The 22,639-nt window shown below is 70.6% G+C and carries 21 protein-coding genes and 1 rRNA gene; 7 read left to right on the forward strand and 15 right to left on the reverse strand.

The window, feature by feature from the left end; all coding sequences use genetic code 11:
- The first annotated feature begins 128 nt into the window (after positions 1-128).
- Positions 129-674 carry a PPA1309 family protein gene (locus AC07EG_RS35925; RefSeq protein ID WP_478257720.1) on the forward strand — a complete coding sequence of 182 codons (546 nt, stop codon included), beginning with the start codon at positions 129-131 and terminating at the stop codon, positions 672-674.
- 411 nt (positions 675-1,085) lie between these two features.
- On the opposite strand, the gene AC07EG_RS35930 is transcribed toward AC07EG_RS35925, so the two are convergent.
- Positions 1,086-2,219, reverse strand: coding sequence for a YlbL family protein (locus AC07EG_RS35930; RefSeq protein WP_478257721.1), 1,134 nt, complete (start codon positions 2,217-2,219; stop codon positions 1,086-1,088).
- 134 nt (positions 2,220-2,353) lie between these two features.
- Between AC07EG_RS35930 and AC07EG_RS35935 the strand changes: the two genes are divergently transcribed.
- Positions 2,354-3,697 (forward strand): zinc-dependent metalloprotease, encoded by a 1,344-nt coding sequence (locus tag AC07EG_RS35935; RefSeq protein WP_478257722.1) that lies wholly within the window; start codon positions 2,354-2,356, stop codon positions 3,695-3,697.
- A gap of 13 nt (positions 3,698-3,710) precedes the next feature.
- Here the strand turns inward: AC07EG_RS35935 and AC07EG_RS35940 are convergent, their stop codons facing one another.
- Positions 3,711-4,226, reverse strand: coding sequence for a M48 metallopeptidase family protein (locus AC07EG_RS35940; RefSeq protein ID WP_478257741.1), 516 nt, complete (start codon positions 4,224-4,226; stop codon positions 3,711-3,713).
- A 240-nt stretch (positions 4,227-4,466) separates the two neighbouring features.
- Between AC07EG_RS35940 and AC07EG_RS35945 the strand changes: the two genes are divergently transcribed.
- The 3 genes from AC07EG_RS35945 (at position 4,467) to AC07EG_RS35955 (ending at position 8,566) form a co-directional block, all read left to right on the forward strand.
- Positions 4,467-5,477, forward strand: coding sequence for a ThiF family adenylyltransferase (locus tag AC07EG_RS35945; protein WP_478257723.1), 1,011 nt, complete (start codon positions 4,467-4,469; stop codon positions 5,475-5,477).
- A gap of 84 nt (positions 5,478-5,561) precedes the next feature.
- Complete coding sequence (locus AC07EG_RS35950) at positions 5,562-6,902, forward strand: ABC1 kinase family protein (RefSeq protein ID WP_478257724.1); 1,341 nt, start codon at positions 5,562-5,564, stop codon at positions 6,900-6,902.
- A 719-nt stretch (positions 6,903-7,621) separates the two neighbouring features.
- Positions 7,622-8,566, forward strand: a complete 945-nt coding sequence (locus tag AC07EG_RS35955; protein WP_478257725.1) for a hypothetical protein — start codon at positions 7,622-7,624, stop codon at positions 8,564-8,566.
- 3 nt (positions 8,567-8,569) lie between these two features.
- Here the strand turns inward: AC07EG_RS35955 and AC07EG_RS35960 are convergent, their stop codons facing one another.
- The 6 genes from AC07EG_RS35960 to AC07EG_RS35985 all read right to left on the reverse strand — a co-directional run bounded on the left by AC07EG_RS35960 (position 8,570) and on the right by AC07EG_RS35985 (position 13,070).
- Positions 8,570-8,749 carry a hypothetical protein gene (locus tag AC07EG_RS35960; protein ID WP_478257726.1) on the reverse strand — a complete coding sequence of 60 codons (180 nt, stop codon included), beginning with the start codon at positions 8,747-8,749 and terminating at the stop codon, positions 8,570-8,572.
- Complete coding sequence (locus AC07EG_RS35965) at positions 8,746-9,639, reverse strand: class I SAM-dependent methyltransferase (protein ID WP_478257727.1); 894 nt, start codon at positions 9,637-9,639, stop codon at positions 8,746-8,748. Before AC07EG_RS35965 ends, AC07EG_RS35960 begins: the two co-directional genes overlap by 4 nt.
- A 90-nt stretch (positions 9,640-9,729) precedes the next feature.
- Positions 9,730-9,996 (reverse strand): hypothetical protein, encoded by a 267-nt coding sequence (locus tag AC07EG_RS35970; RefSeq protein ID WP_478257728.1) that lies wholly within the window; start codon positions 9,994-9,996, stop codon positions 9,730-9,732.
- Positions 9,993-10,364 carry a WhiB family transcriptional regulator gene (locus tag AC07EG_RS35975; protein ID WP_478257729.1) on the reverse strand — a complete coding sequence of 124 codons (372 nt, stop codon included), beginning with the start codon at positions 10,362-10,364 and terminating at the stop codon, positions 9,993-9,995. The genes AC07EG_RS35970 and AC07EG_RS35975 overlap by 4 nt, the downstream gene beginning before the upstream one ends.
- Positions 10,365-10,476: 112 nt before the next feature.
- On the reverse strand, positions 10,477-10,773 hold the full coding sequence (locus tag AC07EG_RS35980; protein ID WP_478257730.1) for a hypothetical protein: 297 nt from the start codon (positions 10,771-10,773) through the stop codon (positions 10,477-10,479).
- 212 nt (positions 10,774-10,985) lie between these two features.
- A complete protein-coding gene (locus tag AC07EG_RS35985) occupies positions 10,986-13,070 on the reverse strand; it encodes an ATP-dependent DNA helicase UvrD2 (RefSeq protein ID WP_478257731.1) in 2,085 nt (694 codons plus the stop codon).
- Positions 13,071-13,121: 51 nt separating this feature from the next.
- On the opposite strand from AC07EG_RS35985, the gene AC07EG_RS35990 reads away from it, so the two are divergent.
- Positions 13,122-13,850 (forward strand): DUF4191 domain-containing protein, encoded by a 729-nt coding sequence (locus tag AC07EG_RS35990; RefSeq protein WP_478257732.1) that lies wholly within the window; start codon positions 13,122-13,124, stop codon positions 13,848-13,850.
- Between the two features lie 63 nt (positions 13,851-13,913).
- On the opposite strand, the gene AC07EG_RS35995 is transcribed toward AC07EG_RS35990, so the two are convergent.
- Positions 13,914-14,393, reverse strand: coding sequence for an RDD family protein (locus tag AC07EG_RS35995; protein ID WP_478257733.1), 480 nt, complete (start codon positions 14,391-14,393; stop codon positions 13,914-13,916).
- A gap of 236 nt (positions 14,394-14,629) precedes the next feature.
- On the opposite strand from AC07EG_RS35995, the gene glnA reads away from it, so the two are divergent.
- Complete coding sequence (glnA, locus tag AC07EG_RS36000; RefSeq protein WP_478257734.1) at positions 14,630-16,054, forward strand: type I glutamate--ammonia ligase; 1,425 nt, start codon at positions 14,630-14,632, stop codon at positions 16,052-16,054.
- 61 nt (positions 16,055-16,115) lie between these two features.
- Here the strand turns inward: glnA and AC07EG_RS36005 are convergent, their stop codons facing one another.
- The 6 genes from AC07EG_RS36005 to rrf all read right to left on the reverse strand — a co-directional run.
- Positions 16,116-16,547, reverse strand: a complete 432-nt coding sequence (locus tag AC07EG_RS36005; RefSeq protein WP_478257735.1) for an acyl-CoA thioesterase — start codon at positions 16,545-16,547, stop codon at positions 16,116-16,118.
- A gap of 23 nt (positions 16,548-16,570) precedes the next feature.
- Positions 16,571-19,531: a bifunctional [glutamine synthetase] adenylyltransferase/[glutamine synthetase]-adenylyl-L-tyrosine phosphorylase gene (locus tag AC07EG_RS36010; RefSeq protein WP_478257736.1), complete on the reverse strand. Its 2,961-nt coding sequence runs from the start codon at positions 19,529-19,531 to the stop codon at positions 16,571-16,573.
- Positions 19,532-19,568: 37 nt separating this feature from the next.
- Entirely contained in the window at positions 19,569-20,699 is a 1,131-nt protein-coding gene (locus tag AC07EG_RS36015; protein ID WP_478257737.1) for an inorganic phosphate transporter, read from the reverse strand.
- Positions 20,700-20,794: 95 nt separating this feature from the next.
- Positions 20,795-21,550, reverse strand: a complete 756-nt coding sequence (locus AC07EG_RS36020; protein ID WP_478257738.1) for a type 1 glutamine amidotransferase — start codon at positions 21,548-21,550, stop codon at positions 20,795-20,797.
- A gap of 26 nt (positions 21,551-21,576) precedes the next feature.
- The gene (locus tag AC07EG_RS36025) at positions 21,577-22,428 is read right to left on the reverse strand and encodes a GNAT family N-acetyltransferase (protein WP_478257739.1); all 852 of its coding nucleotides are present in this window, start codon (positions 22,426-22,428) and stop codon (positions 21,577-21,579) included.
- Positions 22,429-22,547: 119 nt separating this feature from the next.
- A 5S ribosomal RNA gene (gene rrf, locus AC07EG_RS36030) occupies positions 22,548-22,639 on the reverse strand; the annotation flags it as partial.

The following is a 22,639-nucleotide window of genomic DNA, read 5'->3' on the forward strand; positions in this document are numbered from 1 at the left end:
CGGGCCCCGGCGACGGTGCGCGCCGACTGCCCCTGGATACCTAACTCTACGGCTGGCCTCCTGAGTTCCCGGAACCGCCCAAACCGGGCGCGTAATCCGGTCGGGCGACGGCCTGCCACGATGGACGCATGACGGACAGCGGGAAGCAGGCGGGCGGCGTGGGCGCGCTGGCACGCGAGGTCGAGGAGTTCGTGGCGGCGGCGGGCTGGGAGCAACCGCCGCAGCTGTTCGCCCTGGTTTCCACCCAGGCGCTGCTCGCCGAGCAGCCGGAGCTGGCGGGCCAGCTCGACGCCGGCTCGGAGCTGACGCCGGTGGCCCAGGAGGCCCTGCCCGACGGTGACCTGGCCGAAGCGCTGGGCCGGATCGCCTGGCCGGAGCTGGTGCAGGGGTGCGCGCTGGCCCAGGAGATCATCGTGCTGCCCCCGGACGCCGAGCAGGAGCTGTCCGACGTCGACGAAAGCGACGCCGACCGGCTGCGCCAGGCCGCCGCGGACCACCCCCGCCGCACGGAAGCCCGGCTGGTCGCCGCCGTGCTGCGCACCGGCGAGGCGTCGTGCGTGATGCGCCTGCGCGGCCTGACCAACGCCGACGGCGAGCCGATCGACGAGATCATCGAACGCCCCGACCTGGCCCCCAACCTGGTCGACGCCCTCAAGGCGACCTTCGCCCCCTGACCCCGGAGCCCGGCGGTGATCGCCCTCCCCAACAGGACCAGCCGATCACCGCCAGCCCTCCACCACCCACAGGACGGCCCCGGTGCTTCGCCCTCCGGCCCGACAGCATCGGGCGATCGCCCTGATCCGCCAGCGCTGCCAGCCTGACCACCAGGCGATCGTCCCCTGATCCACCAGCGCTGCCAGCCTGACCATCAGGCGATCGTCCCCTGATCCACCAGCACCGCCGACAAGACGACGCCAGGCAATCGCCTCTCAGCCCTCCAGCCAGCACCAAAAGATCCGCCTCCACCGAGCCAGCGAGACAGCACCCAGCAATCCGCCTCCAACCAGCAGACAGGACAGCGTCAAGCGAGCCGCCTCCAAGCCTCCAGCGAGGCGGCGGTCGATCGCCTTCCGGTCTCGGCTTCGTCAGCAGGACGGCGTCGGGCGGTCCGCCTTCAGGTCCTCCAGCGCCGTCAGCGCGCCGTCCAGGTTGGACACCTTCACCAGCTTCAACCCGTCCGGCGCCGCCGCGACTGCTTCGGCGCAGTTCTGCTCGGGCACCAGGAACGTGGTCGCCCCCGCCTCGCGCGCCGCGACCACCTTGAAGCTGATGCCGCCGATCGGATTGACCTCGCCGCGCTCGGTGATCTCCCCGGTGCCCGCCACGTGCTCGCCGTCGACCAGGGGCCCCTCGGTGAGCTGGTCGATGATCGCCAGCGCGAACATCAGCCCCGCCGACGGCCCGCCGACTTCCTGCAACGTGATCGACACGTCGTACGGCGCATCCGCGCGCTCGATCGGCTGCAGCCCGATGAAGCCCTCCGGCCGAGCGGGGTCCGGGTTCTGCGCCAGCGTCAGCGACTCGGTGCGGGCGGGCTGGCCCTCGTGCTGGAAGGTGATCGAGATGGTCTCACCCGGCCGCGTGGCGGCCAGCGCCTCGCGGACCTTCTCCTCCCCGGTGATGTCCACGTTGTTGACCTTGAGCAGCCGGTCACCGGCGGCCAGCACGTGGTCGGCCGGGCTGCCCGCCACGATCTCCTTGGCCAGCACCTTCACCGGCTCCCCGAGCTTGCGCAGCGCGGCGACCTCGGCGTTGCTCTGCGAGTCCTGGAACTGCCGGACGTTCTGCTCCTTGACCTGCTCGTCCGACTCCCCCGGCTTGAAGTACTCCTCGCGCGGGGCCAGCGCGTACCGCCCGCTGACCCAGTAGCCGAGCGACTCGAACAGCGAGACCTCGTCGGTCAGCGAAACCGTGGTCATCCGCAGTTCACCGCTGGTCGGGAAGGTCTGGTGACCGTTGATCTGGATCACCGGCACGCCGTCGACCTGGCCGAGGGTGTCGTAGGTCGGCCCCGGCCCCAGCGCCACGTAGGGCACGCGAACGAACATCCCGCACAGCACGAACACCAGCACCAGCACGCTGCTCAGCACCAGCGTCCAGCCACGCCGGGTCATCCGGTGGGCGTCGTCCTCGTCCTGGTCGAGCGCCAACTGCGCGTACGGATCGATGGCCGCCGGGCGGCTCTTCTCGGCCGTGGTTTCGTCGCGCGACTCACTCACGAGGAGACAGCGTACGGTGACCATCGGCGCTCTTCCGGCCCAGGCGCGGATTCGGGTCACGGAACCGCCTCAGCCGTGCGCGAACCGCGCCCGGTGACGAGGTGCTGCGTGGATGACCCGCGTACGGTGGTCGTATGAGCAAACCCCCCTTCGGCTTCGGACCTCCCGATCCCGAAAAGCGTCGAGACAACGACCCGTCCGATCAAGGTGGCCAGTTCGGCCAGGGCGCCGACGCGTTCAACCAGCTGGGTCAGATGCTCTCCCAGCTGGGGCAGATGCTCAGCCAGGCCGGCAGCTCCACGGGCCCGGTGAACTACGACCTCGCCAAGCAGATCGCCCTCCAGCAGCTGAACACCAGCGGCGAAACGACGATCGGCTTCTCCGCGCAGGGCGACTCCGGGACAGCCGTTCGCGACGCCGCCCACCTGGCCGAGCTGTGGCTGGACGCGGCGACCATCCTGCCCGCCGGCGCCACCACCACGGTCGCGTGGACCGGCCGCGACTGGGTGGAGAAGACGCTGCCCACCTGGCAGCGGCTCTGCGACCCGGTCGCCAAGCGCGTCTCCGGCGCCTGGGTGGAAGCCATGCCAGAGGAGGCCAAGCAGGCCGCCGGCCCGCTGCTGTCGATGATGGGCCAGATGGGCGGCATGGCCTTCGGCTCGCAGATCGGCAGCGCGCTCGGTCAGCTCGCCTCCGAGGTGCTCACCTCCACCGAGGTCGGGCTGCCCCTGGGCCCGGACAACACCTCCGCGCTGCTCCCGGCGAACATCGAGAAGTTCACCGAGGGCCTCGAACGCCCCGGCAGCGAGGTGCTCGTCTTCCTCGCCGCCCGTGAAGCCGCGCACCAGCGGCTGTTCGCCCACGTGCCGTGGCTGCGGCAGCGCCTGCTCGCCACCGTCGAGGAGTTCGCCAGCGGCATCACCGTGGACACCTCGGCGCTGGAGCAGCTGGCCGGCCGGATCGATCCGTCGAACCCCGCGAGCATCGAGGAGGCCATGTCCTCCGGCCTGCTCGAGCCGCAGACCACGCCGGAGCAGAAGGCCGCGCTGAACCGGCTGGAAACCTTGCTCGCCCTGGTCGAAGGCTGGGTCGACGTGGTGGTCGCGGAGGCCGTCGGCGACCGCCTTCCCGGTGCCGACGCGCTGCGCGAGACGCTGCGCCGCCGCCGGGCCACCGGTGGCCCCGCCGAGCAGACCTTCGCCACGCTGGTCGGGCTGGAGCTGCGCCCGCGCCGGATGCGGGCCGCCGCCGCGCTGTGGAAGCTGGTCGGCGACACCCACGGCGTCGAGCAGCGGGACAACCTCTGGTCACACCCCGACCTGATGCCCACCACGGACGACCTCGACGACCCGATGGCCTTCTCCGAGCGCCTCGGCGAGGGCGAGTCCGACCCCATCGCGGAGGTCGAACGCGCCCAGCGCGCCGCGGACGAGGAACGCGAGAAGAACGGGCCGGACAACTCCGGCGACGAGAGCTGACCCGGCCGCACGCTCAGTCCTCCGCCGCGATCCCGAGACCCGCGGCGGAGGACAGGCCTTCCAGGAAGCCCATCGCCCGCTCGGTCTTCGGGTAGCGCCGCACCAGCGCCCAGAACTCGGCGTTGTGCGCGGCCACCTTCAGGTGCGCCAGTTCGTGCACCAGCACGTAGTCGAGCACCCACGGCGGCACGTCCCGCAGGCGCTCGCTGACCCGGATGCTGGCGTCCGCCGGCGTGCAGGACGCCCACCTGGTCCGCATCGGCGGCACCCAGCGGACCACAGCCGGATTCGCCTCCCCGCCCAGGTAGCGGGCGGACAGTTCGGCGCACCGGGCCAGCAGTGCGGCGTCGGACTCCCGCGCCGGCGAGGCCCGGCGCAGTTCGGTGCGCTGCAGCTTGCGCTGCATCTCGGCCACCCAGTGCGCCTCTTCGGCCCTGGTCATCATCGCGGGGATGAGCACGACGAGCGTCTCACCCTCGCGGTAGGCGGTGACGGTCCGGCGTCGCCGCTTGCTCCTGCGTACTTCGATCTTCGGTTCTGCGCGCTTGCTGTGTTCCCGGCTCCTCGGCGAGGGCACCCGTGCGTCGGCCACATGACAAAGGTAAGGCCAGACACCGACAACTCCGATGGCTTGCGGGTCACATCGTCCGAGTTGTCCACAACGTATTACACCTGTGGATAACTCGAGGTTCTCTTAGTGGATTGTTAGCGCCCCCAGCGTTAGCTCAGGCCCATGAACGATCAGTCAGCTCAGCTTCACGAACTGTCATTGCCGCCCCGCCCCCGCATCGTCCCGGGCATCTCACTGCTCGAACGCGGTGGTGGCGAGGTCCAGGTCGGCCTGGACCCACGCCACGGCGTCGTCGCCACCCAGCTCAGCCCGTCCTTGGTGAAGGTGCTGCGCCTGCTGGATGGCCGCCACACCACCATCGAGCTGTTCCGGCTCGCCGGGCACCGGGATGCCGAAGACCTGCGCACCCTGTTGACCAAGCTCACCCGGCTGGGCCTGGTCGAGGACGCCGCTTCAGCGGGTGCGCTGGCTTCGTCCGCCGAGACCGGGCTGTGGGCCGTGCGCACCCGGCGGACCAGCGGTGAACTGGCCCGCGAACGCGCCCACTTCGCGGTGTCCATCCGCGGTGGCGGACGGCTCGCGGTGGCGGTCGGCACCTTGCTGGCGCAGGCGGGCATCGGCCACATCGAGGTGCGTGCCGAGGGCTACGTCACCGACCGCGACCTGGGTTCCGGCTATCTGGCCACCGACGTGGGCCAGCCGCGCCGCAAGGCCGCCACCGAGGCGATCCGCCGGGCGAACGGCCTGGTCCGCACCACCAGGCTGACCGACCGCCGCCTGCCGGACCTCGTGCTGCTGACCGACGCCGTGGTGCCCGCCCCGGAGGTGGTCAACGAGCTGCACGTGGACGGTCTTCCGCACCTGGTCGTCCGCGTGCGCGAGGGCCTCGGCCTGGTCGGCCCGCTGGTGTGCCCCGGCCGGAGCAGTTGCCTGCGCTGCGCCGACCTGTACCGGACCAGCACGGACGCGAGCTGGCCGCTGGTGGCCGGGCAGCTGGCCGGACGCGAGCAGCAGACCGATGCGGCCAATGTCTACGCCACCGCCGGCCTCGCCACCCGGCAGGCGTTGCGTGTGCTGCACCCGCACAGCGAGCCGCCGCCGACCTGGAACGGAACCCTCGAACTGGACTCCTACACCGGCAAGCTGGTCCGCCACCACTGGTCACCGCACCCGGCGTGCGGCTGCGGCGCCGTCGAGCTGCCGTACTGAGCGCCCCCACGACGTGCGGCGCAGCACACACTGTCTCCGCGCAACGGCTGCGCGCCTCGAGATCGACAAGGCACAATCGCGTAGGTGACCGACTCGCGCGACAACTTCGAAGACGCCGCCATGCCACGGCGAGCCGCCGCCCGCACGGCCAAGCTCGCTTCGCTGCCGCTCGGCATCGCCGGGCGCGCGGTCGGCGGCTGGGGCCGACGGCTGACCGGCCAGAGCGCGGACGAGGTCAACGCCACCCTGTCGGCCAAGGCCGCCGAGCAGCTCTTCGAGGTCCTCGGCACGCTCAAGGGCGGCGCGATGAAGTTCGGCCAGGCGCTGAGCGTGTTCGAAGCGGCCGTGCCCGACGAGATGGCCGCGCCGTACCGCGAGGCGCTGACCAAACTGCAGTCGGCCGCTCCCCCGATGCCCGCCCGCCAGACCCACCGGGTGCTCGCCGAGCAGCTGGGCCGCTCGTGGCGCGACCGGTTCGCCGAGTTCAGCGACGAACCCGCCGCCTCGGCGAGCATCGGCCAGGTGCACCGCGCGACCTGGCACGACGGCCGCGAGGTCGCCGTGAAGGTGCAGTACCCGGGCGCCGACGAGGCCCTGCGCAGCGACCTCCGCCAGTTGCAACGGCTCAACAGGCTGTTCCAGGCCTTCGTCCCGGGCACGGACGTGAAACCCCTGCTCGCCGAACTCGCCGACCGCATGGACGAAGAGCTCGACTACCGTTCCGAGGCCGAGAACCAGCGCGGCTTCGCCAAGGCCTTCGACGGCGACGACCAGGTCCTCGTGCCCAAGGTCGTGGCCAGCGCCCCCAAGGTCGTGGTCACCGAGTGGATCACCGGCACCCCGCTGTCCCGGATCATCGCCGGGGGCACCACCGAGCAACGCAACGAAGCCGGCCGCCTCCTGGCCGAGTTCCACTACTCCTCTCCGGTCCGCGCCCACCTCCTGCACTCCGACCCGCACCCCGGCAACTTCATGCTGCTCGACGACGGCAGGCTGGGCGTGATCGACTTCGGCGCCGTCGCCCGCCTGCCCCACGGCGCCCCGCCCATGCTCGGCGTGATCATGCGCCTGGCCCTGGACGGCGAATCGGTCAAACTGCTCGAAGCCCTGCGCCAGGAGGGCTTCGTCCGCCCGGGCACCGCCATCGACCCGGCCGACGTCCAGGCGTACCTCGCCCCGTTCGTGGCCCCACTGACCACCGAACGCTTCCACTTCACCCGCCGCTGGGCCCAGCAACAGGCCGGCCGCCTCGGCGACACCCGCGGCCAGGACTTCCGCACCGGCCGCTCCCTCAACCTCCCGCCGAACTGGCTCCTCATCCACCGCGTCACCGCGGGCGCCGTCGGCATCCTCTGCCAACTGGACGCCGAACTGGCCCTCCGCTCGATCGTCGAACACTGGCAACCCGGCTTCGCCGACGACTGACGTTCAGCCCGACTCGCCTACTTCCACGGCTCCGCGGGAGCCGACCACGCACCAGTCCTGCCAACGACCGCTGCAGCGAGGTCGCCCACCGAGCCGATCACCCTCGCGAATCGAGCACATCCGGCATCTCAGCCCAAGATCGGTTTCACGCGGCGTCCACCGAGGTGACCGATCGGCGCCGTCCATCGCCCACTACCGCTGACCATCCGCCGAGACCGCCGCGAGCCCAGCGGACCTTCGCAGCCACGTCGCCACCGATGCCGTCCAGATCCAGTTGCCCGCAGCCATTCTCCTGAGCTGCCCAACCAGCCACTGCCGGATTCCGAAACGCCCCAGCCACCGGTCATCAATCGCCTGCTCACCGAGGCCGCCTGGCCGACCAGCGCAGCCGCGGCCACTGCTCGGCCCTCGAAGCGACCCGGCCATTGGCCGCCCTCCGGTCCCACCACAGTCGCCCACCTATTACGAGCGTCGTCTTCCGCTGCAGCCAGCCGCATCGGCGTTCCCGGCTGGCCGCACCCACCGCGACCACGAGCGACCGAGTCCTGCCAATCCGGCGCTCCTTCATCGTGCCCCATCGGCCCGCCTCGCCGCTTCCGCCGACCCCGAGTTATCCACAACTCCCGCCACATCGGGCCGAATCCACCACTCGCGCCCCAAGTTGTCCACATTCCGCCGCGGCACTGTCCCCTGGCCCGCCCCGAGGTGACGCTGGAGGCATGACTCGCCTCAGCAACCTCGCACTGGCCGAGCTGCGCACCATCGCCAGGGACAACATCCTGACCGTCCAGGAGCTGCGCACGGCCGGGGTGTCCGCCACCGGCATCAGCAACCGCTGCCGGCCGGGCGGTCCCTGGCGTCGCCTGTTCGGCAACACCATCCTGCTCGCGAACACCGAACCCACCCGCTCGCAACTGCTCCGCTCCGCGGTCACCTACCTGGGTCCGGGCACGGTGATCACCGGTATCGATTCGCTCAACGCACACGGCGTCGGGCTGCCGCCGCCTTCGACAATCCACCTGCTCGTCGAGGCCCATCGAAGGGTGACGCACGCCAGGCTGGTGATCGAGCGGACCTCGAGACCGCCGGAGCCGGTCTGGCTCAACGGCCTGCCCTACGCGCCACCCGCCAGGGCCGCGGTGGACGCCGCCCGGCGTGAGCCCGACGAGGACCGCCATCGCGATCTGCTGTCCCGGACCGTCTACTTCGGACTCTGTGATCTCCACGCGCTGACCGCGGCGACCTTCGCCGGTGGGCAACGCGGGGTGTCCGGTGTTCGCACCATGCTGCGGCACCTCAGCGGCTCCGCGTGCACGCAGGGGAACGGCCAAGCCAAGCGGCTGCTGCGACACGTCCCGCTGCCGCCACCGCAGTGGAACGTCACCGTCTGCGATGCGGCCGGGCACGGCATCGGCCAGGTCGACGCGTGGTGGGACGACATCGCGCTCGGCTGGCAGGTGGGTGTGCCGTCGAACGAGCGACACGGGCACCTTGGTTACCTGGCGCTCACGGCGGCGGGTGTGGTGCTCGTCCGTTCCTCGCTCGAGGAGCTGGAGGACGTGCCGGCGGTCACCCGTCAGCTGGTCGGCGCCTTCGCCACGGCGGCCGCGCGCAAACGGCCACCGGTCCGGTCGGTGACCAGGATGCGGCCGAGGGCGGCGTGATGCTCACCAGTACTCGTCGGGCAGCTTGCCTTCGATGTCGCGGACGTGATTTCGGGAGCAGTCGGGGCACAGCCACCGGCGTACGCCCCGATCCACCTGGGTGGACCAGGTCAGCGCCTCCGCTGGGTCGGCGCCGCGCCGGGTGCCGCAGCGCGAGCAGGCGATCACGTCCTCGGCACTCACTCGGCGCGTCCGTGGTGCACGGTCAGGACGTCCAGCACGAACAGGTCGTCGCGAGCCCCCACGTAATCCGGGTGCTCGGGGTCGAGCAGCTTCCCGATGGCATCGCGGTCCGATTCGTCGAGGTGGTCTCCGGCGACCTCGGCCATGAACCGGATCCGCTCGGCCACGTAGTCGGCGGCCTCGGAGTTCGGCGGTACCGGCTGGTCCACCAGGTAGCTGAACCGGCCGACCTCCGTGAGCCCGGCTCGCCTCAGCGCGGTGCCCCAGCCGTAGGGCATCCGGACCACGCCGTCCATTCCGGCGCGCATGGCGGCGAACCAGTCGGCGCCGACGGCGTGCAGCCGGTTCTCGAGTCCTGGCCTGCCGATCCCGAGGTCCCAGGGCAGGTTCTTCGACTCGAGTCCGCCTTCACGGATCGCGAGCAGGCCGCCGGGGCGAAGGGCGGTCGCGATCCGGTCGAGTGCGGTCTGCTGGTCCGGGAGGTGGTGCACCACGCCTGAGGCCCACACCAGATCGGCGCGGTACTCGCTGAAGTCCGCCTCAGCCGCGTCCGCGAGCACGGTCCGGACGGTGACCGCGTCGCCACCACGGTCCTTGGCGGTGGCTTCGGCCAGCGACAACAGCTGGGGGACGGCATCGACCAGCACCACGGTGCCACCACCGCGGTTGCGCAGTTCGGTGGCGAAGGCGGCGCTCATCCCGCCGGCGCCGGGGCCGATGTCGACGATGGTCGGTTCGCCGGGCAGCGCTTCGGTGAGGCGTTTCGCGACCTCGCTGTGCGCCTCGGCGGCGAGGCGGTCGGCCACCTTCAGCCGATCCGCTCGCGCCGCCCAGTCCATCTCGTCATGCGTGTGCCCGTGGCCGTGACCGTGTTGGTGTCCGGAAGCCATGCTCCCCATCTAACACGCAACCACGGGTGGGGAAACGGCCCCCGAGCCGCTTCCCCACCCGCCGGTGGCCACCGGGTCACACCCCGCCGGTTACCGGACGGTCCGGCGTGTGTGCCGGGTGGCCCAGCGGCCGAGGCGTCCGTTGCGGATCGACGGACGGGTGTGGCGCCACGTCCGGTCACCGCGCACGGCGACGTGCAGGTCCCGTATTCGGGCTCTGGCCAGCTCTTCATAAAGCAACATCTCGTTGATCTCCTTGATCGTGGTGGGTGCGGGATTCGGTCGGCCGAACTCCGCGGCGTTGGGGTTGTGGTCGTGCCGGCCGGTCAGGTCGGTCAGCGGGCCGGTGTCGGTCATGCCGCTGCGCTCCCCTGGCGCATCGACTTCTTGGCCGCCGGGGCCTGGGTCTCGACGGGGTTCTTCCGCGGGCGGCCACGGGGCCGCTTGCGCGCGACGACAGCGCCGCGTTCGAAGATCTCGCCGCCCCAGACGCCCCACGGCTCACGCCGAGCCAGGGCGCCCGCCAGGCAAGCCGCGCGGACCGGGCAGTCCACGCAGAGCACCTTGGCGCGCTCGAGTTCGGCCGGGGCCTCCGCGAACCACAGGTCCGCGTCGCCGGAGCGGCAGGGCAGCTCCCGCTCGGGCGAGGCAACGGCGTCCAGCAGGTCACCGACTCCGTACTCGTCGGTCAGCGCCTCCGCAGCGAAGGCGAGTGCCGAAGACATTCCCGTTCTCCTTGTGTAGTAAGGGTTTTCTGTTTTGGACGTAAAAAACACGAAGGCCGCGGATCCGATGTACGGTTCCGCGGCCTTCGTGAGCCTGCTCCTGACGGGAGGGTCAGGGACTTCGCTCCAAGGGAGGCGGAACACACATCTGGATCTGCTTGACGCCGCGCGCGTCAACGGTCGGCAGGACATAGGCCGGCAGCGGCATCGGGAGCACATTCCCGACCCCGGCATCAGCGGTGAACTCGGCGGCGCGGCGCTCGCGGAACACCGGTTCCGTGGCGGCGGCGATCGAGAGGTGCTGAGCGGCCCAGGACATACCGGTCCCCTGGCGCGCACGAGAAACCCGGCCGGCGGCGGCGCAGGACAGGGTTGTGCCAGGGTTACCGTTCGAGTAGAAAGTCTTCACGTCCCAGACACCTCCCATCCCCAGTCGCGGCGCTCGAGCCAAGCTCGGCAAGCCGGTTTCTTCCGGGTCGCTTCACCCGGGTACCTGCAGGTTATTGCCCACAGGGTGGCCGGGGCAACTTATTTTCGCGAAAACTCCCCGAACCGCTGAAAAACGCCCCTGAACTGGGCTTTTGCCGGAAAACCCAGTGGTGACCGAGCGCGGCGGCGCGACTACGAGCCGACGGCTTCGCGGACCACCGCGAGGACCTCCGCACCGAATCGTTCCAGCTTCGTCTGGCCGATGCCGGAAATCGACACCAGCGCGCTTTCGTCCACCGGGCACTGCTCGGCGATGGCGACCAGCGTGGCGTCGGTGAACACCACAAAAGCAGGAACCTTGAGTTCGCGCGACCGATTTCCGCGCCAGGACCGCAGCCGCTCCAGCACCTGCTCGTCCACGTTGGACGGACAGCGGTCGCACCGCCCCAGCTTGATCGCCATCGTCCCGGTCAGCGGGCCGTCGCAGATCCGGCACGCCTGCCGTTGGCCGGAAGGGCGGGTCGACGAACTCCTGGCAACGCGGGCAGCCGGGTGGTTTTCCGGCAGCATGCCGTAGAGGAACCGGCTGCGCCGGCGGTTGCGCCCGTTGCGGAACAGCGACCAGGTCAGCGAAAGGTGCTCACGCGCACGGGTCACGCCCACGTAGAAGAGGCGGCGCTCCTCTTCGATCGCGCTGTCGTCCCCATCGGCGTGCTGGATCGGCAGCGTGCCCTCGGCGAGGCCGACCAGGAACACCGCGTCCCATTCGAGGCCCTTCGCCGCGTGCAGGGAAGCCAGCGTGACGCCCTCGACGGTCGGCGGGTGCTGAGCCACGGCTCGCTGCTCCAACTCCCCGACGAACCGGGCGAGGTCGGCGCCTTCCACCGTCGCCGCGAGTTCTTCGGCCAGTTCGACCAGGGCGAGCAGGGCGTCCCAGCGTTCCTTGGCGGCTCCGCCACCGGCGGGCGGCTGTTCGGTCAGGCCGACCGGAGCCAGCACCGCACGCACCGAGTCGACGAACTCGCCCCGCTGCCCGGCGGCGGCCGCGCTGCGCAGCGCGATCACCGCCTGGCGGACCTCCCGGCGCTGGAAGAACCGCTCGCCACCGCGGACCAGATACGGGATGTCCAGCTCGGAGAGCGCCTGTTCGTACGCCTCCGACTGCGCGTTCACGCGGTAGAGGATGGCGATCTCGCTGGCGGGCACCCCGAGGCCGAGCAGGTCCTGCACCCGCGCGGCGACCGAAGCGGCCTCGGCCGTCTCGTCCTCGTACTCGGCGAACCGCGGTTCGGGGCCGTCGGGGCGCTGGCCGATCAGCCGCAGCCGCGAGCCGGCCGGGCGGTTGCGCGCGGCACCGATGACCTTGTTCGCCAGGGCGACCACCTGCGGCGTGGACCGGTAGTCGCGTTCGAGCCGCACGACGGTGGCGTGGGGGAACCGCCGGGTGAACTCCAGCAGCGGCCGGGGCGACGCCCCGCCGAAGGAGTAGATGGTCTGGTTCGCGTCACCGACGACCGTCAGATCGTCACGGCCGCCGAGCCAGGCGTCGAGCAGGCGCTGCTGGAGCGGCGTCACGTCCTGGTACTCGTCGACCACGAAGCAGCGGTAGCGGTCGCGGAACTCCTCGGCGACCGCACTGTGCTCCTCCAGCGCCGCGACGGTGTGGAGCAGCAGGTCGTCGAAGTCGAGCAGCCGCGCGTTGTTCTTGAGCTCCTCGTAACCGCGGTACACCTGCGCGATCCGATCGGCGGGCTCCGGTGTGTCCCGGCGGAGGCGGGTGACGACGGCCGGGTAGTCGTCGGCGGCGACGAGCGACGCCTTCGCCCATTCGATCTCACCGGCGAGGTCCCGAAGCACTTCGAGCTCGGTGCCCAGCCCGGCCCGGTTGGCCGCCTGGCCGATCAGCCGGAGCTTGTTGTTCTCGATCAGGTCCCACTGCGGACCGCCGACGACCCGCGGCCAGAAGTAGCGGAGCTGCCGGAGCGCGGCGGCGTGGAAGGTGCGGGCCTGCGCCCCTTCGACCCCGAGGCCGCGAAGCCTCGCCCGCAACTCCCCCGCGGCGCGGTTGGTGAAGGTGACGGCGAGTACCTGACCGGCCGCCACGTGACCGGCTCGGACCAAGTGGGCGATACGGTGTGTGATCGTGCGGGTTTTGCCCGTACCGGCCCCGGCGAGCACGCAGACCGGACCTCGCGGAGCCCCGGCAGCAGCGCGTTGTTCGGGGTCGAGCCCGTCGAGCAGGCCCGGCTTGGCTTCGGAGACGGATGCGCTACCCACTCCCGCATCCTCGCAGATGCCCTCGGATGCCCCGCCCGTATCCTGGTGGTCATGGCCGGAAAGCTGGACAAGGAAGCCGCCAAGCAGGCGAAGAAGGAAAAGCGCGCGGCGAGCAAGGCTCGGCGCGGGCAGATCTTCGAGGCGTTCAAGATGCAGCGCCGCGAGGACAAGGCGCTCATCCCGTGGATGGTCGGCGCGATCCTGGTCGTCACCGGCGTGGTCTTCGGCATCGGCTTCCTGCTGGACCTGCAGTGGGTCCTGCTGCCCATCGGCATCATGCTCGGCGTGCTCGCCGCGGTCATCATCTTCGGCAGGCGCGTGCAGAAGACCGTTTACTCCAAGGCCGACGGCCAGCCGGGTGCGGCCGCGTGGGCGCTGGACAACCTCCGCGGCCGGTGGCGGGTGACGCAGACCGTGGCCGCGACCACCCAGCTCGACGCCGTGCACCGGGTGCTCGGCGGCCCGGGTGTGGTGCTCGTCGCCGAAGGCGCGCCGCACCGGGTGAAGGGCCTGCTCGCCCAGGAGAAGAAGCGCGTTTCGCGCCTGGTCGGCGAAACCCCGATCTACGACATCGTCATCGGTCACGAAGAGAACCAGGTTCCGCTGCGCAAGCTGCAGAACTACCTGATGAAGCTGCCGCGGAACCTGAAGCCGGCCCAGGTCGACGCGCTGGAGGCCAAGCTGGCCGCCCTCGGCAACCGCGGCGCCGCCCTGCCGAAGGGCCCGATGCCCCAGGGCGCCAAGATGCGCAACGTCCAGCGCACGATCCGCCGCCGCTGAAATCCCAGGCCAACGGAAAAGCCCCGCTGCACACCAGCAGCGGGGCTTTTCCGTACGCGGGGATCAGCGGAGGCGGAGCACGGCGGTGCCGGTCGCGCGGTCCAGCAGGCTGCGGCCGTCGACGTTGCGCCAGACCGCCGGGATGATGACGAAGGTCAGCACCCCGCGCACGACCGCCCGCCACAGGCCGACCATGGACCCACCGTCCAATCGCGCCACCCGGGTGCCGACGATGGCCATGCCGGGGGTGAACCCGAAGAGTGAGACCGGGACCATGGTGATCACCGCCCAGGCCACCACGCTCCAGAGGTTGTAGGACTCCATCACCTCGGCCTGGTCGAACTGCGGCTGGATGAACAACGAGGTGAGCAGCGACGCGAGCACGAGGTCGATGACCAGGCCGAGCAGGCGCCGCCCGCCGGTCGCGATCGAGCCGGGACCGCTCTCCGGCAGGCCGAGCCGCTCCCCGCGCCACCGCTGGTCCTGCCCGTCACCGCTCGCCTCGCGGGCCCCGGGCAGCCACTCTCCGGTCCATCTCGCCACCCGTCCAGGGTAGGCCGGTGGCGCGTACCACATCCGCCCTGGTCGACTATCCGATATCGCCCCAGCCGTTAACACCGGCGAAACATACGGGTGACGGTCGGGCAACACCGCGCTCTTAGCGTGAACCGAAGAGAGTAACGCGCGAGGTGTACCCAGGCCCGCGCCATCACGCTCTGAACGCGCTGCGGCGACTCAGCACGGCCGCCGGCAACGAGATTATGAAGGAGTTACCGAGGGTGTCCACTACTCCAGACGATATCCAGCGCCTGATCGCCGACGAGGACGTGCAGTTCATCGACGTCAGGTTCTGCGACCTGCCCGGGGTGATGCAGCACTTCACCGTGCCGGCGAAGGCGTTCGACAACGACGCCTTCGAGGAGGGCCTGGCGTTCGACGGCTCGTCGGTCCGCGGTTTCCAGTCGATCCACGAGTCCGACATGCTGCTGCTCCCGGACGCCGAGACCGCGCGGATCGACCCGTTCCGCAAGCAGAAGACGCTGTCGATCAACTTCTTCGTGCACGACCCGTTCACCCGCGAGCCCTACAGCCGTGACCCGCGCAACATCGCGCGCAAGGCCGAGCAGTACATGGCCGAGTCCGGCGTGGCCGACACCGTCTTCTTCGGACCGGAAGCCGAGTTCTACATCTTCGACTCGATCCGCTTCGACTCCGCCGAGAACGGCGCCTTCCACGAGATCGACTCGGTCGAGGGCTGGTGGAACACCGGCGCCGACGAAGAGGGCGGCAACCGCGGTTACAAGACCAAGTTCAAGGGCGGCTACTTCCCCGTCCCGCCGGTCGACCACTTCGCCGACCTGCGTGACGAGATCGTGCAGAAGCTCACCGGCTCCGGGTTCGAGATCGAGCGCGCGCACCACGAGGTGGGCACCGGCGGGCAGACCGAGATCAACTACAAGTTCAACACGCTGCTGCACGCCGCGGACGACCTGCAGTTGTTCAAGTACATCGTGAAGAACACGGTGTGGGAGGCGGGCAAGACCGCCACCTTCATGCCGAAGCCGCTCTTCGGCGACAACGGTTCGGGCATGCACTGCCACCAGTCGCTGTGGAAGGACGGCACGCCGCTGTTCCACGACGAGTCCGGTTACGCGGGCCTGTCCGACACCGCGCGCCACTACATCGGCGGCCTGCTCACGCACGCCCCGAGCCTGCTGGCCTTCACCAACCCGACGGTGAACTCCTACCACCGCCTGGTCCCCGGCTTCGAGGCCCCGGTCAGCCTGGTGTACTCGCAGCGCAACCGCTCGGCGTGCGTCCGCATCCCGATCACCGGCAACAACCCGAAGGCCAAGCGCGCCGAGTTCCGCTGCCCGGACTCCTCGGGCAACCCGTACCTGGCGTTCGCGGCCATGATGATGGCCGGTCTCGACGGCATCAAGAACAAGATCGAGCCGCCGGACCCCATCGACAAGGACCTCTACGAGCTCCCGCCGGAGGAGGCGAAGGACGTCAAGCTGGTCCCGAGCGACCTGGGCACCGTGCTCGACACCCTCGAGGCCGACCACGAGTACCTGCTCGAAGGCGGCGTGTTCACCCCGGACGTGATCGACACCTGGATCTCGTTCAAGCGTGAGAACGAGATCGACCCGCTGCGCCTGCGCCCGCACCCGTACGAGTTCGCGCTCTACTACGACGTGTAAGCCACCGGTCCACACCGGCGGTGGGGGGTGACAGCCACCTCTCACCGCCGGTGTTTCACGTTCAGGCCCCGGCCAGCACGTCCACGTCGATGCCCGCTTGCTCCATCCGGCCACGCGGGTTCTCGACCAGCTTCCGCCGGTCGAGGTCCATCAGGCCCAGCGTGCAGGTGATCTCGGCGGCCAGCGTGCCGTCGGCCTTGTAGATGTTCGAGTCCGCGTGGAAGGTCTTGCCGCTGCCGAACTTCATCTGGCAGGTCACGTCGACCTCGTCACCGGCACGCAGTTCGCGGCGGAAGACGATGCGTGATTCGAGCAGCACCGCCGCCAGCTTCGCCGTGCGCATCTCGGAGCTGAGCAGGCCGGCCTTCTCCATCAGTTCGAGCCGCGAGACCTCGCCGTAGGAGTGGTAGACGGCGTGGTTCAGGTGGCCGAGGGTGTCCAGCTCGTAGTGCCGCACCTTGATCCGGACGTGGAAGTCTTCGCGCTCGCTCACGCCCACACTCTAAGCAGGCCACCTCAGGTGTCGTAGAAGAGGCGTTCCACCACGGCGTGCGCCCGGCGGGTGGTGCGGCGGTAGAAGTCGAGGAACTCGCCGGGGTCGTCGTCCGCCGAGTACTCGAACACCATCGCGACCGCAGCCAGTTCACGCCCGCTGCCCGGGATCTGGTCGACGGCCTTGCCGCGCACCAGCATGCCCGCGTTCCGGACCCGCGTCGCCAGCAACCACGCTTCGATCAGGGCTTCGATGTCCCCTTCCGACGCCAGCTCCGCGTGGGCCATCGCCCGCAGCGCCTCGACGGTCGACGTGGTGCGCAACGCCGGGAACTCGTGCGCGTACCGCAACTGGGCGAGCTGCGCCGTCCACTCCACGTCGGCGAGCCCACCGCGGCCGAGCTTGGTGTGCGTGGTCGGGTCGGCGCCCTTCGGCATCCGCTCGGTGTCGACGCGGGCCTTGATCCTCCGCACCTCACGCGCACGCCCGGCGTCCAGCCCGTTCGCCGGGTACCGGATCGGATCGATCGCCTCGATGAAGCGTTCGCCGAGGTCGGCGTCACCGGCGACGAACCGGGCGCGCAGCAGCGCCTGCGCCTCCCACACCTCGGCCCACCGCGCGTAGTACGCCCGATATGACTCGAGTGTCCGGACCAGCGGGCCGTTCCGCCCTTCCGGTCGCAGGTTCGCGTCGACCTCGAGAGCCGGATCGGAACTCGGCGCGCCGAGCACTTTCCGGACGGTCTCCGCGACCGACGACGCGAACTTCACCGCGTCGGCGTCGGAAGCCCCGCCAACCGGCTCGCAGACGAACAGCACGTCGGCGTCCGAGCCGTACCCCAGTTCGGAACCGCCGAGCCTGCCCATGCCGATGACCGCGATCACCGCGGGCTCGACCCCCAGCTCCGCGATCCGCTTCCGCGTCGCGGCGGCGAGCGTGCTCTGCAACACCGCCGCCCACACGCTCGACAGGGCTCCGCAGACGTCGACGACGTCCATCAGGCCGAGCAGGTCGGCACTGGCGACGCGCAGCAGTTCGTGCCGCCGCAGCGAACGCGCCGTGGTGACCGCGGCGTTGAGCCCCGGCTGCCGCCGCACCGCCGCACGCAATGACGTGGCGACCTCCCGCGGCGAACGCCCGGCCAGCCGATCCGGCGCGCCGAGCAGCTGGAGCACCTCCGGCGCCCGGACGAGCAGGTCCGGCACCAGCTTCGACGTGCCAAGCAGGAACGCCAGCCGTTCGACGACCGCGCCTTCGTCCCGCAGCACCCGCAGGTACCACGGCGTTTCGGCGAGCGCCTCGGACACCTTCCGGTAGGCGAGCAGCCCGCCGTCCGGATCCGGGGTGTCGGCGAGGAGGTCCAGCAGCACCGGCAGCAGCGCCTGCTGGATCGACGCCCGGCGGGACACGCCCGAGGTCAGCGCCTTGATGTGGTGCAGCGCACCGTCCGGTGCCGCGTAACCGAGGGCGTTGAGCCTGCTCGCCGCTTCCTTGGTGGTCAGCCGCAGCGCGCCGGTCGGCACCCGGGCCACCGATTCCAGCAGTGGCCGGTAGAAGAGCTTCTCGTGCAGCCGCCGGATGCGCTGCCCGTGCCGCTTGAACTCCGCGACCAGCGCATCGGCCACCGGCCGGCCGCGGGACGACCGGATCCCGCTCGCGCGGGCGAGCCAGCGCAGTTCGGTGGTTTCCGAGCTGTCGGGGAACAGGTGCGTCCGGCGCAACCGCCGGAGCTGCAGCCGGTGCTCGATGGTGCGCAGGAACTCGTACGAACCCTCCAACTCGGCCGCGTCCGCCCTGGCGACGTAACCGCTTTCGCCGAGCGCCGCCAGCGCCTCCATGGTGGACGACGAGCGCAGGTCGGGATCGGCGCGACCGTGCACGAGTTGCAGCAGCTGCACGGCGAACTCCACGTCACGCAGCCCGCCGCGGCCGAGCTTCAGCTCGCGCTCGACCAGTTCGGACGGCACGTGCCCCTCGACCCGGCGGCGCATGCGCTGCACGTCGGCGACGAAGTTCTCCCGTTCCGCCGCGGCCCACACCATCGGCGCGACCAGCTCGCAGTACTGCCCGCCCAGCTCCGCGTCCCCGGCCACCGCCCTGGCCTTGAGCAGGGCCTGGAACTCCCAGGTCCGCGCCCACTTCTTGTAGTAGGCGTCGTGTCCGTCGATGGTGCGGACGAGCGCGCCTGCCTTGCCCTCCGGCCGCAGGGCCGCGTCCACCTCGAAGCACGCCTTGCCGACCACGCCCATCATCTTGCTGGCGATCCGGGTGGCGACCTGGAGGTCGCCGTCACCGACGAAGACCACGTCGACGTCGCTGACGTAGTTGAGTTCGCGGCCACCGCACTTGCCCATCGCGATGACCGCGAGCCTGGCCCGTTCGGGACCGGTGGTCTCCGCTTCGGCGACGACCAGCCCGGCACGCAGGGCGGCTTCGGCGAGCGCGGTCAAGCGGTGGGTGATCTCGGTGTAGGTCGGCGCGCCGAGGTCCGGTTCGACCAGGTGCCCGAGGTCGGCCGCGGCGATCTCCAGCAGCAGACCGCGGTAACCGGCACGCAGCGCCTGCTCCGCTTCGGTGCCGTCCCGCCCTTCGACCGCGGTGACCAGCTCGTCGGTGTACTTCTCCTGCGCGGTGACCTTCCGCTTGGTCAGCCGCCGCCACTGGTCCGGCGAACCGACGAGGAAGTCCGCCAGCGCGCTGGAGGTGCCGAGCACGGCGAGCAGCCGCCCGCGCAGGAACGAGGACTCACGCAGAGTCTCGGCGAGTTCCGGCCACGCGTCCTCGTCGGCCTCGCGGAGCCGGTCGAGGCCGTGCACGGCGAGGTCGGGGTCGGGCGCCCGCGACAACGCCACGAGCAAGCCGCCGGCACCGTCGGCCGGGCCGGTCTCGGACCACAAGCCGACGGCACGCAGCTGCTCCTCGGCGCGGTCGTCGGTGAAACCGTAGCGCGCGACGGACGCTGTCGATCGGGATCGGTCTGCCATCGCCCCCAACCGTAGTCCCTCCGGCGCCGCTTGCCGGTCAGGCGGGGAGGCGGTCCGGGGTGAGGTCGGCGGGCGTGGGCTCCGGGACGTGGAAGCTGTGGGCGGTGATCGGCTTGCGCCGGGACAGCAGGTAGATGCCGAGGCCGATCGCCACCCCGGCGACCCCGACGCTGATCGTCCCGGCGGTGCCGAGCGAGGAGATCTTGCCGGCGATCGCGCCGACGACACCCGCCGCGGGCAGCGTGAGCATCCAGGCGAGCACCATCCGGCCCGCGAGCCGCCAGCGCACGGGAGCCCCGCGCCGCCCGACGCCGGAACCCAGCACACCGCCGGAGCAGACGTGCGTGGTCGACAAGGGGAAACCGAAGTGCGACGAGGTCAGGATGACCGCCGCCGAACTGGTCTGCGCGGCGAACCCCTGCGGCGGCTCGATGTCGGTGAGCCCCTTGCCCAGGGTGTAGGTGATCCGCCAGCCGCCGAGATAGGTGCCGAGCGCGAGCGCCAGCGCCGCGCTGACGATCACCCAGGTCGGCGGCGCCGACCCCGGCGCGAGGGTGCCGGCGCTGACCAGCGTCAGCGTGATGATGCCCATCGTCTTCTGCGCGTCGTTCGTGCCGTGCGCGAGCGAGACGGCGGAGGCCGAGAAGATCTGTCCGACGCGGAATCCGGAACCACCGCTGCGGCCACGCAACCACCGGTAGACCAGCCAGGTCGCACCGGCCGCCACCAGGCCCGCGAGCACCGGCGACGCGATAGCCGGCAGCACCACCCGCTCGAGGATCCGTCCGAACCGGACACCGTCGGTGCCGACGGACACCCAGGTCGCGCCGATCAGCCCGCCGAACAACGCGTGCGACGAACTCGACGGCAACCCGGCGAACCAGGTGACCAGGTTCCAGACGATGGCACCGATCAGCCCGCCGAAGATGATCTCCGGCCCGATTCTGGTCTCGTCCACCAGTCCACTCGAAATCGTCTTCGCGACCTCCACGGACAGGAAAGCACCGGCGAGGTTCAGCACGGCGGACAGCGCGACGGCGGTTTTGGGCCGGAGCGCACCGGTGGCGATGGTGGTCGCCATGGCGTTCGCTGTGTCGTGGAACCCGTTGGTGAAATCGAAGACCAACGCCGTGATGACCACGACGATGATGAGCAGCGAGGGGTCCACCCCGACCTCCGACCACGGTTACGGCTTACGTGCGCAACGTACCTGACGTCAGCCGCCAGCCGTTAAGCCGCCGGAAACCTGGCCGCAACCCTGTCTTATACCAGGGGCAATGTCCGAGTCGGATCGGCGGCGGGCGTCAACTCGCCTTGCGCCAGACGGACGAACCGCTCCGCGAAGGGCCGCCACGTTTCGGCGATGTCGGCGTGCACCCGGGTGAGGGTGTCGACTTCGAATGCACCCTCCCGGGCCAGTCCCGCCAGCTCCGGTGCCTGGCGCACCCAGTCGAGCACCACGTCGGTGGTCGTCTCGATGTGGAATTGGACACCGTAGACGCAGCGGTTCAACCGAAATGCCTGGTTCTCGTGCCACGGTGCCGAAGCGAGGAGTTCCGCGCCCGGCGGCAACCGCCGGATGTCGTCCTGGTGGAACTGCATGACGTCCTGCACCAACGGCAGGTCGGCGAACAGCGGATCGGTCCAGGCTGCGTCCTTCTTGGACACCAGCCGGCCACCGATCTCCGCGCCGCGCTCGGCCCGGCCGACCGTGCCGCCGGTGGCCACCGCGAGCAGCTGGGCCCCGAGGCAGATCGCCAGTGTGGGCAACGCGCTGCCCGTGGCGGCCGCGAGCAGGCGGCGCACGTCGGCGAGCCAGGGGTGCTTCCGGTCGTCTTCGGCGTCCATGCCGCCGCCGAGCACGACCAGGCCCTGGTAGCCGTCGAAGCCGTCCGGCAGCGGGTCACGCGGCGGGAGCCGGAGGTCCAGCTCGGCCCCGGCACCGGTGAGCCAGTCGCCGAGCGGGCCGATCGGATCTGACTCGTCGGGTTGGATGACCAGCAAGCGCGTCGGTTCCATGGTTACCAAGGTAGGGCAGCGCCCGGTCAGTGCCGCAGCGGTTCGCCGGTGAACTTCACCTCGCGGTAGTGGACCACGAACTCGAAGCCCAGCCGCTGGTAGATCCGGTTGCTGACCGGGTTCAGGTCGTCGGTGAACAGGGTGATGTGCCGGATACCCGCGTGCTGCGCCCACCGCGAGATGCCCGCCGTGACGGCGGCGGCGTAACCGTGTCCGCGGTGCTCGGGCGGGGTGTACACGAAGCCGATCCTGGTCATGTCGGCCTCCGGTGCCCTGGCGAAGGCCATCGACACCGGCTCGCCGTCCACGAACCAGAGGCCGAAGACGTTGCCGCCCGCGAGCTGGTCGGTGAGCGCACGGGCGGGATCCCGTTCCGGGGGTACGTACGTGACGGCCTCGGCCAGGAACGCGGTTCGCCAGCGCAGCAGGACCTCGTTCTGCCCCGCTTTCGCCAGGCGGAACTCGCCACGGACTCCTTGCGGCTCGACGAGCGTGCCGAGCTGGTACGTCCGCTGGCGGAACCCCGGCTGGGGCGTGATGCCGAAGCGCTCACCCCACGCCCGGCCGAACGCCTCGACTTCGGGTTCCGGGCCGGAAGCGCCTGGCAGGTCGGCGCCCGCCTCGGCCAGTGCGTCGACGACGGTCCCGGCCGCGTCAGCGGGCAATCCGCTGACCATGGCGGGCCAACCGCGATCCGCGACGAAGGCGCCGTGGAGGCGCTCGCCGTCGTGCGCGGTCACCATCGCCTCGGCCTGACCGCGCTTCCGCACGCTCGCGACCGCGGTCAACGCTCCGGTGTGCCGGACGGGGTCAGCCCCGTAGACCGCCGCGGCCGGCGCGGCGAACGAGTCGAAGGTGGGGTGCACGCGAGCTTCCACGACGCCACTGTGGCAGTCGCCCCGGCGCCGGTGCCACCGAAATACCACCCTGTGAACGCAAAAGAGCGGGGCTCCGGACCATCACTGGTCCGAAGCCCCGCTCCTGTACTGCACGTTGAGTTCGGCGGCGTCCTACTCTCCCACACCCCTTCGAGTGCAGTACCATCGGCGCTGGCAGGCTTAGCTTCCGGGTTCGGAATGGGACCGGGCG

This window comes from Amycolatopsis sp. NPDC045836, assembly GCF_056431745.1.

Coding starts and splice junctions, on each gene's coding strand:
- AC07EG_RS36010 (WP_478257736.1), bottom strand. CDS start 19,531: ATGGCAGACCGATCCCGATCGACAGCGTCCGTCGCGCGCTACGGTTTC.
- AC07EG_RS35975 (WP_478257729.1), bottom strand. CDS start 10,364: ATGTCTTCGGCACTCGCCTTCGCTGCGGAGGCGCTGACCGACGAGTAC.
- AC07EG_RS35965 (WP_478257727.1), bottom strand. CDS start 9,639: ATGGCTTCCGGACACCAACACGGTCACGGCCACGGGCACACGCATGAC.
- AC07EG_RS35955 (WP_478257725.1), top strand. CDS start 7,622: ATGACTCGCCTCAGCAACCTCGCACTGGCCGAGCTGCGCACCATCGCC.
- AC07EG_RS35935 (WP_478257722.1), top strand. CDS start 2,354: ATGAGCAAACCCCCCTTCGGCTTCGGACCTCCCGATCCCGAAAAGCGT.
- AC07EG_RS35970 (WP_478257728.1), bottom strand. CDS start 9,996: ATGACCGACACCGGCCCGCTGACCGACCTGACCGGCCGGCACGACCAC.
- AC07EG_RS35925 (WP_478257720.1), top strand. CDS start 129: ATGACGGACAGCGGGAAGCAGGCGGGCGGCGTGGGCGCGCTGGCACGC.
- AC07EG_RS35990 (WP_478257732.1), top strand. CDS start 13,122: ATGGCCGGAAAGCTGGACAAGGAAGCCGCCAAGCAGGCGAAGAAGGAA.
- AC07EG_RS36020 (WP_478257738.1), bottom strand. CDS start 21,550: ATGGAACCGACGCGCTTGCTGGTCATCCAACCCGACGAGTCAGATCCG.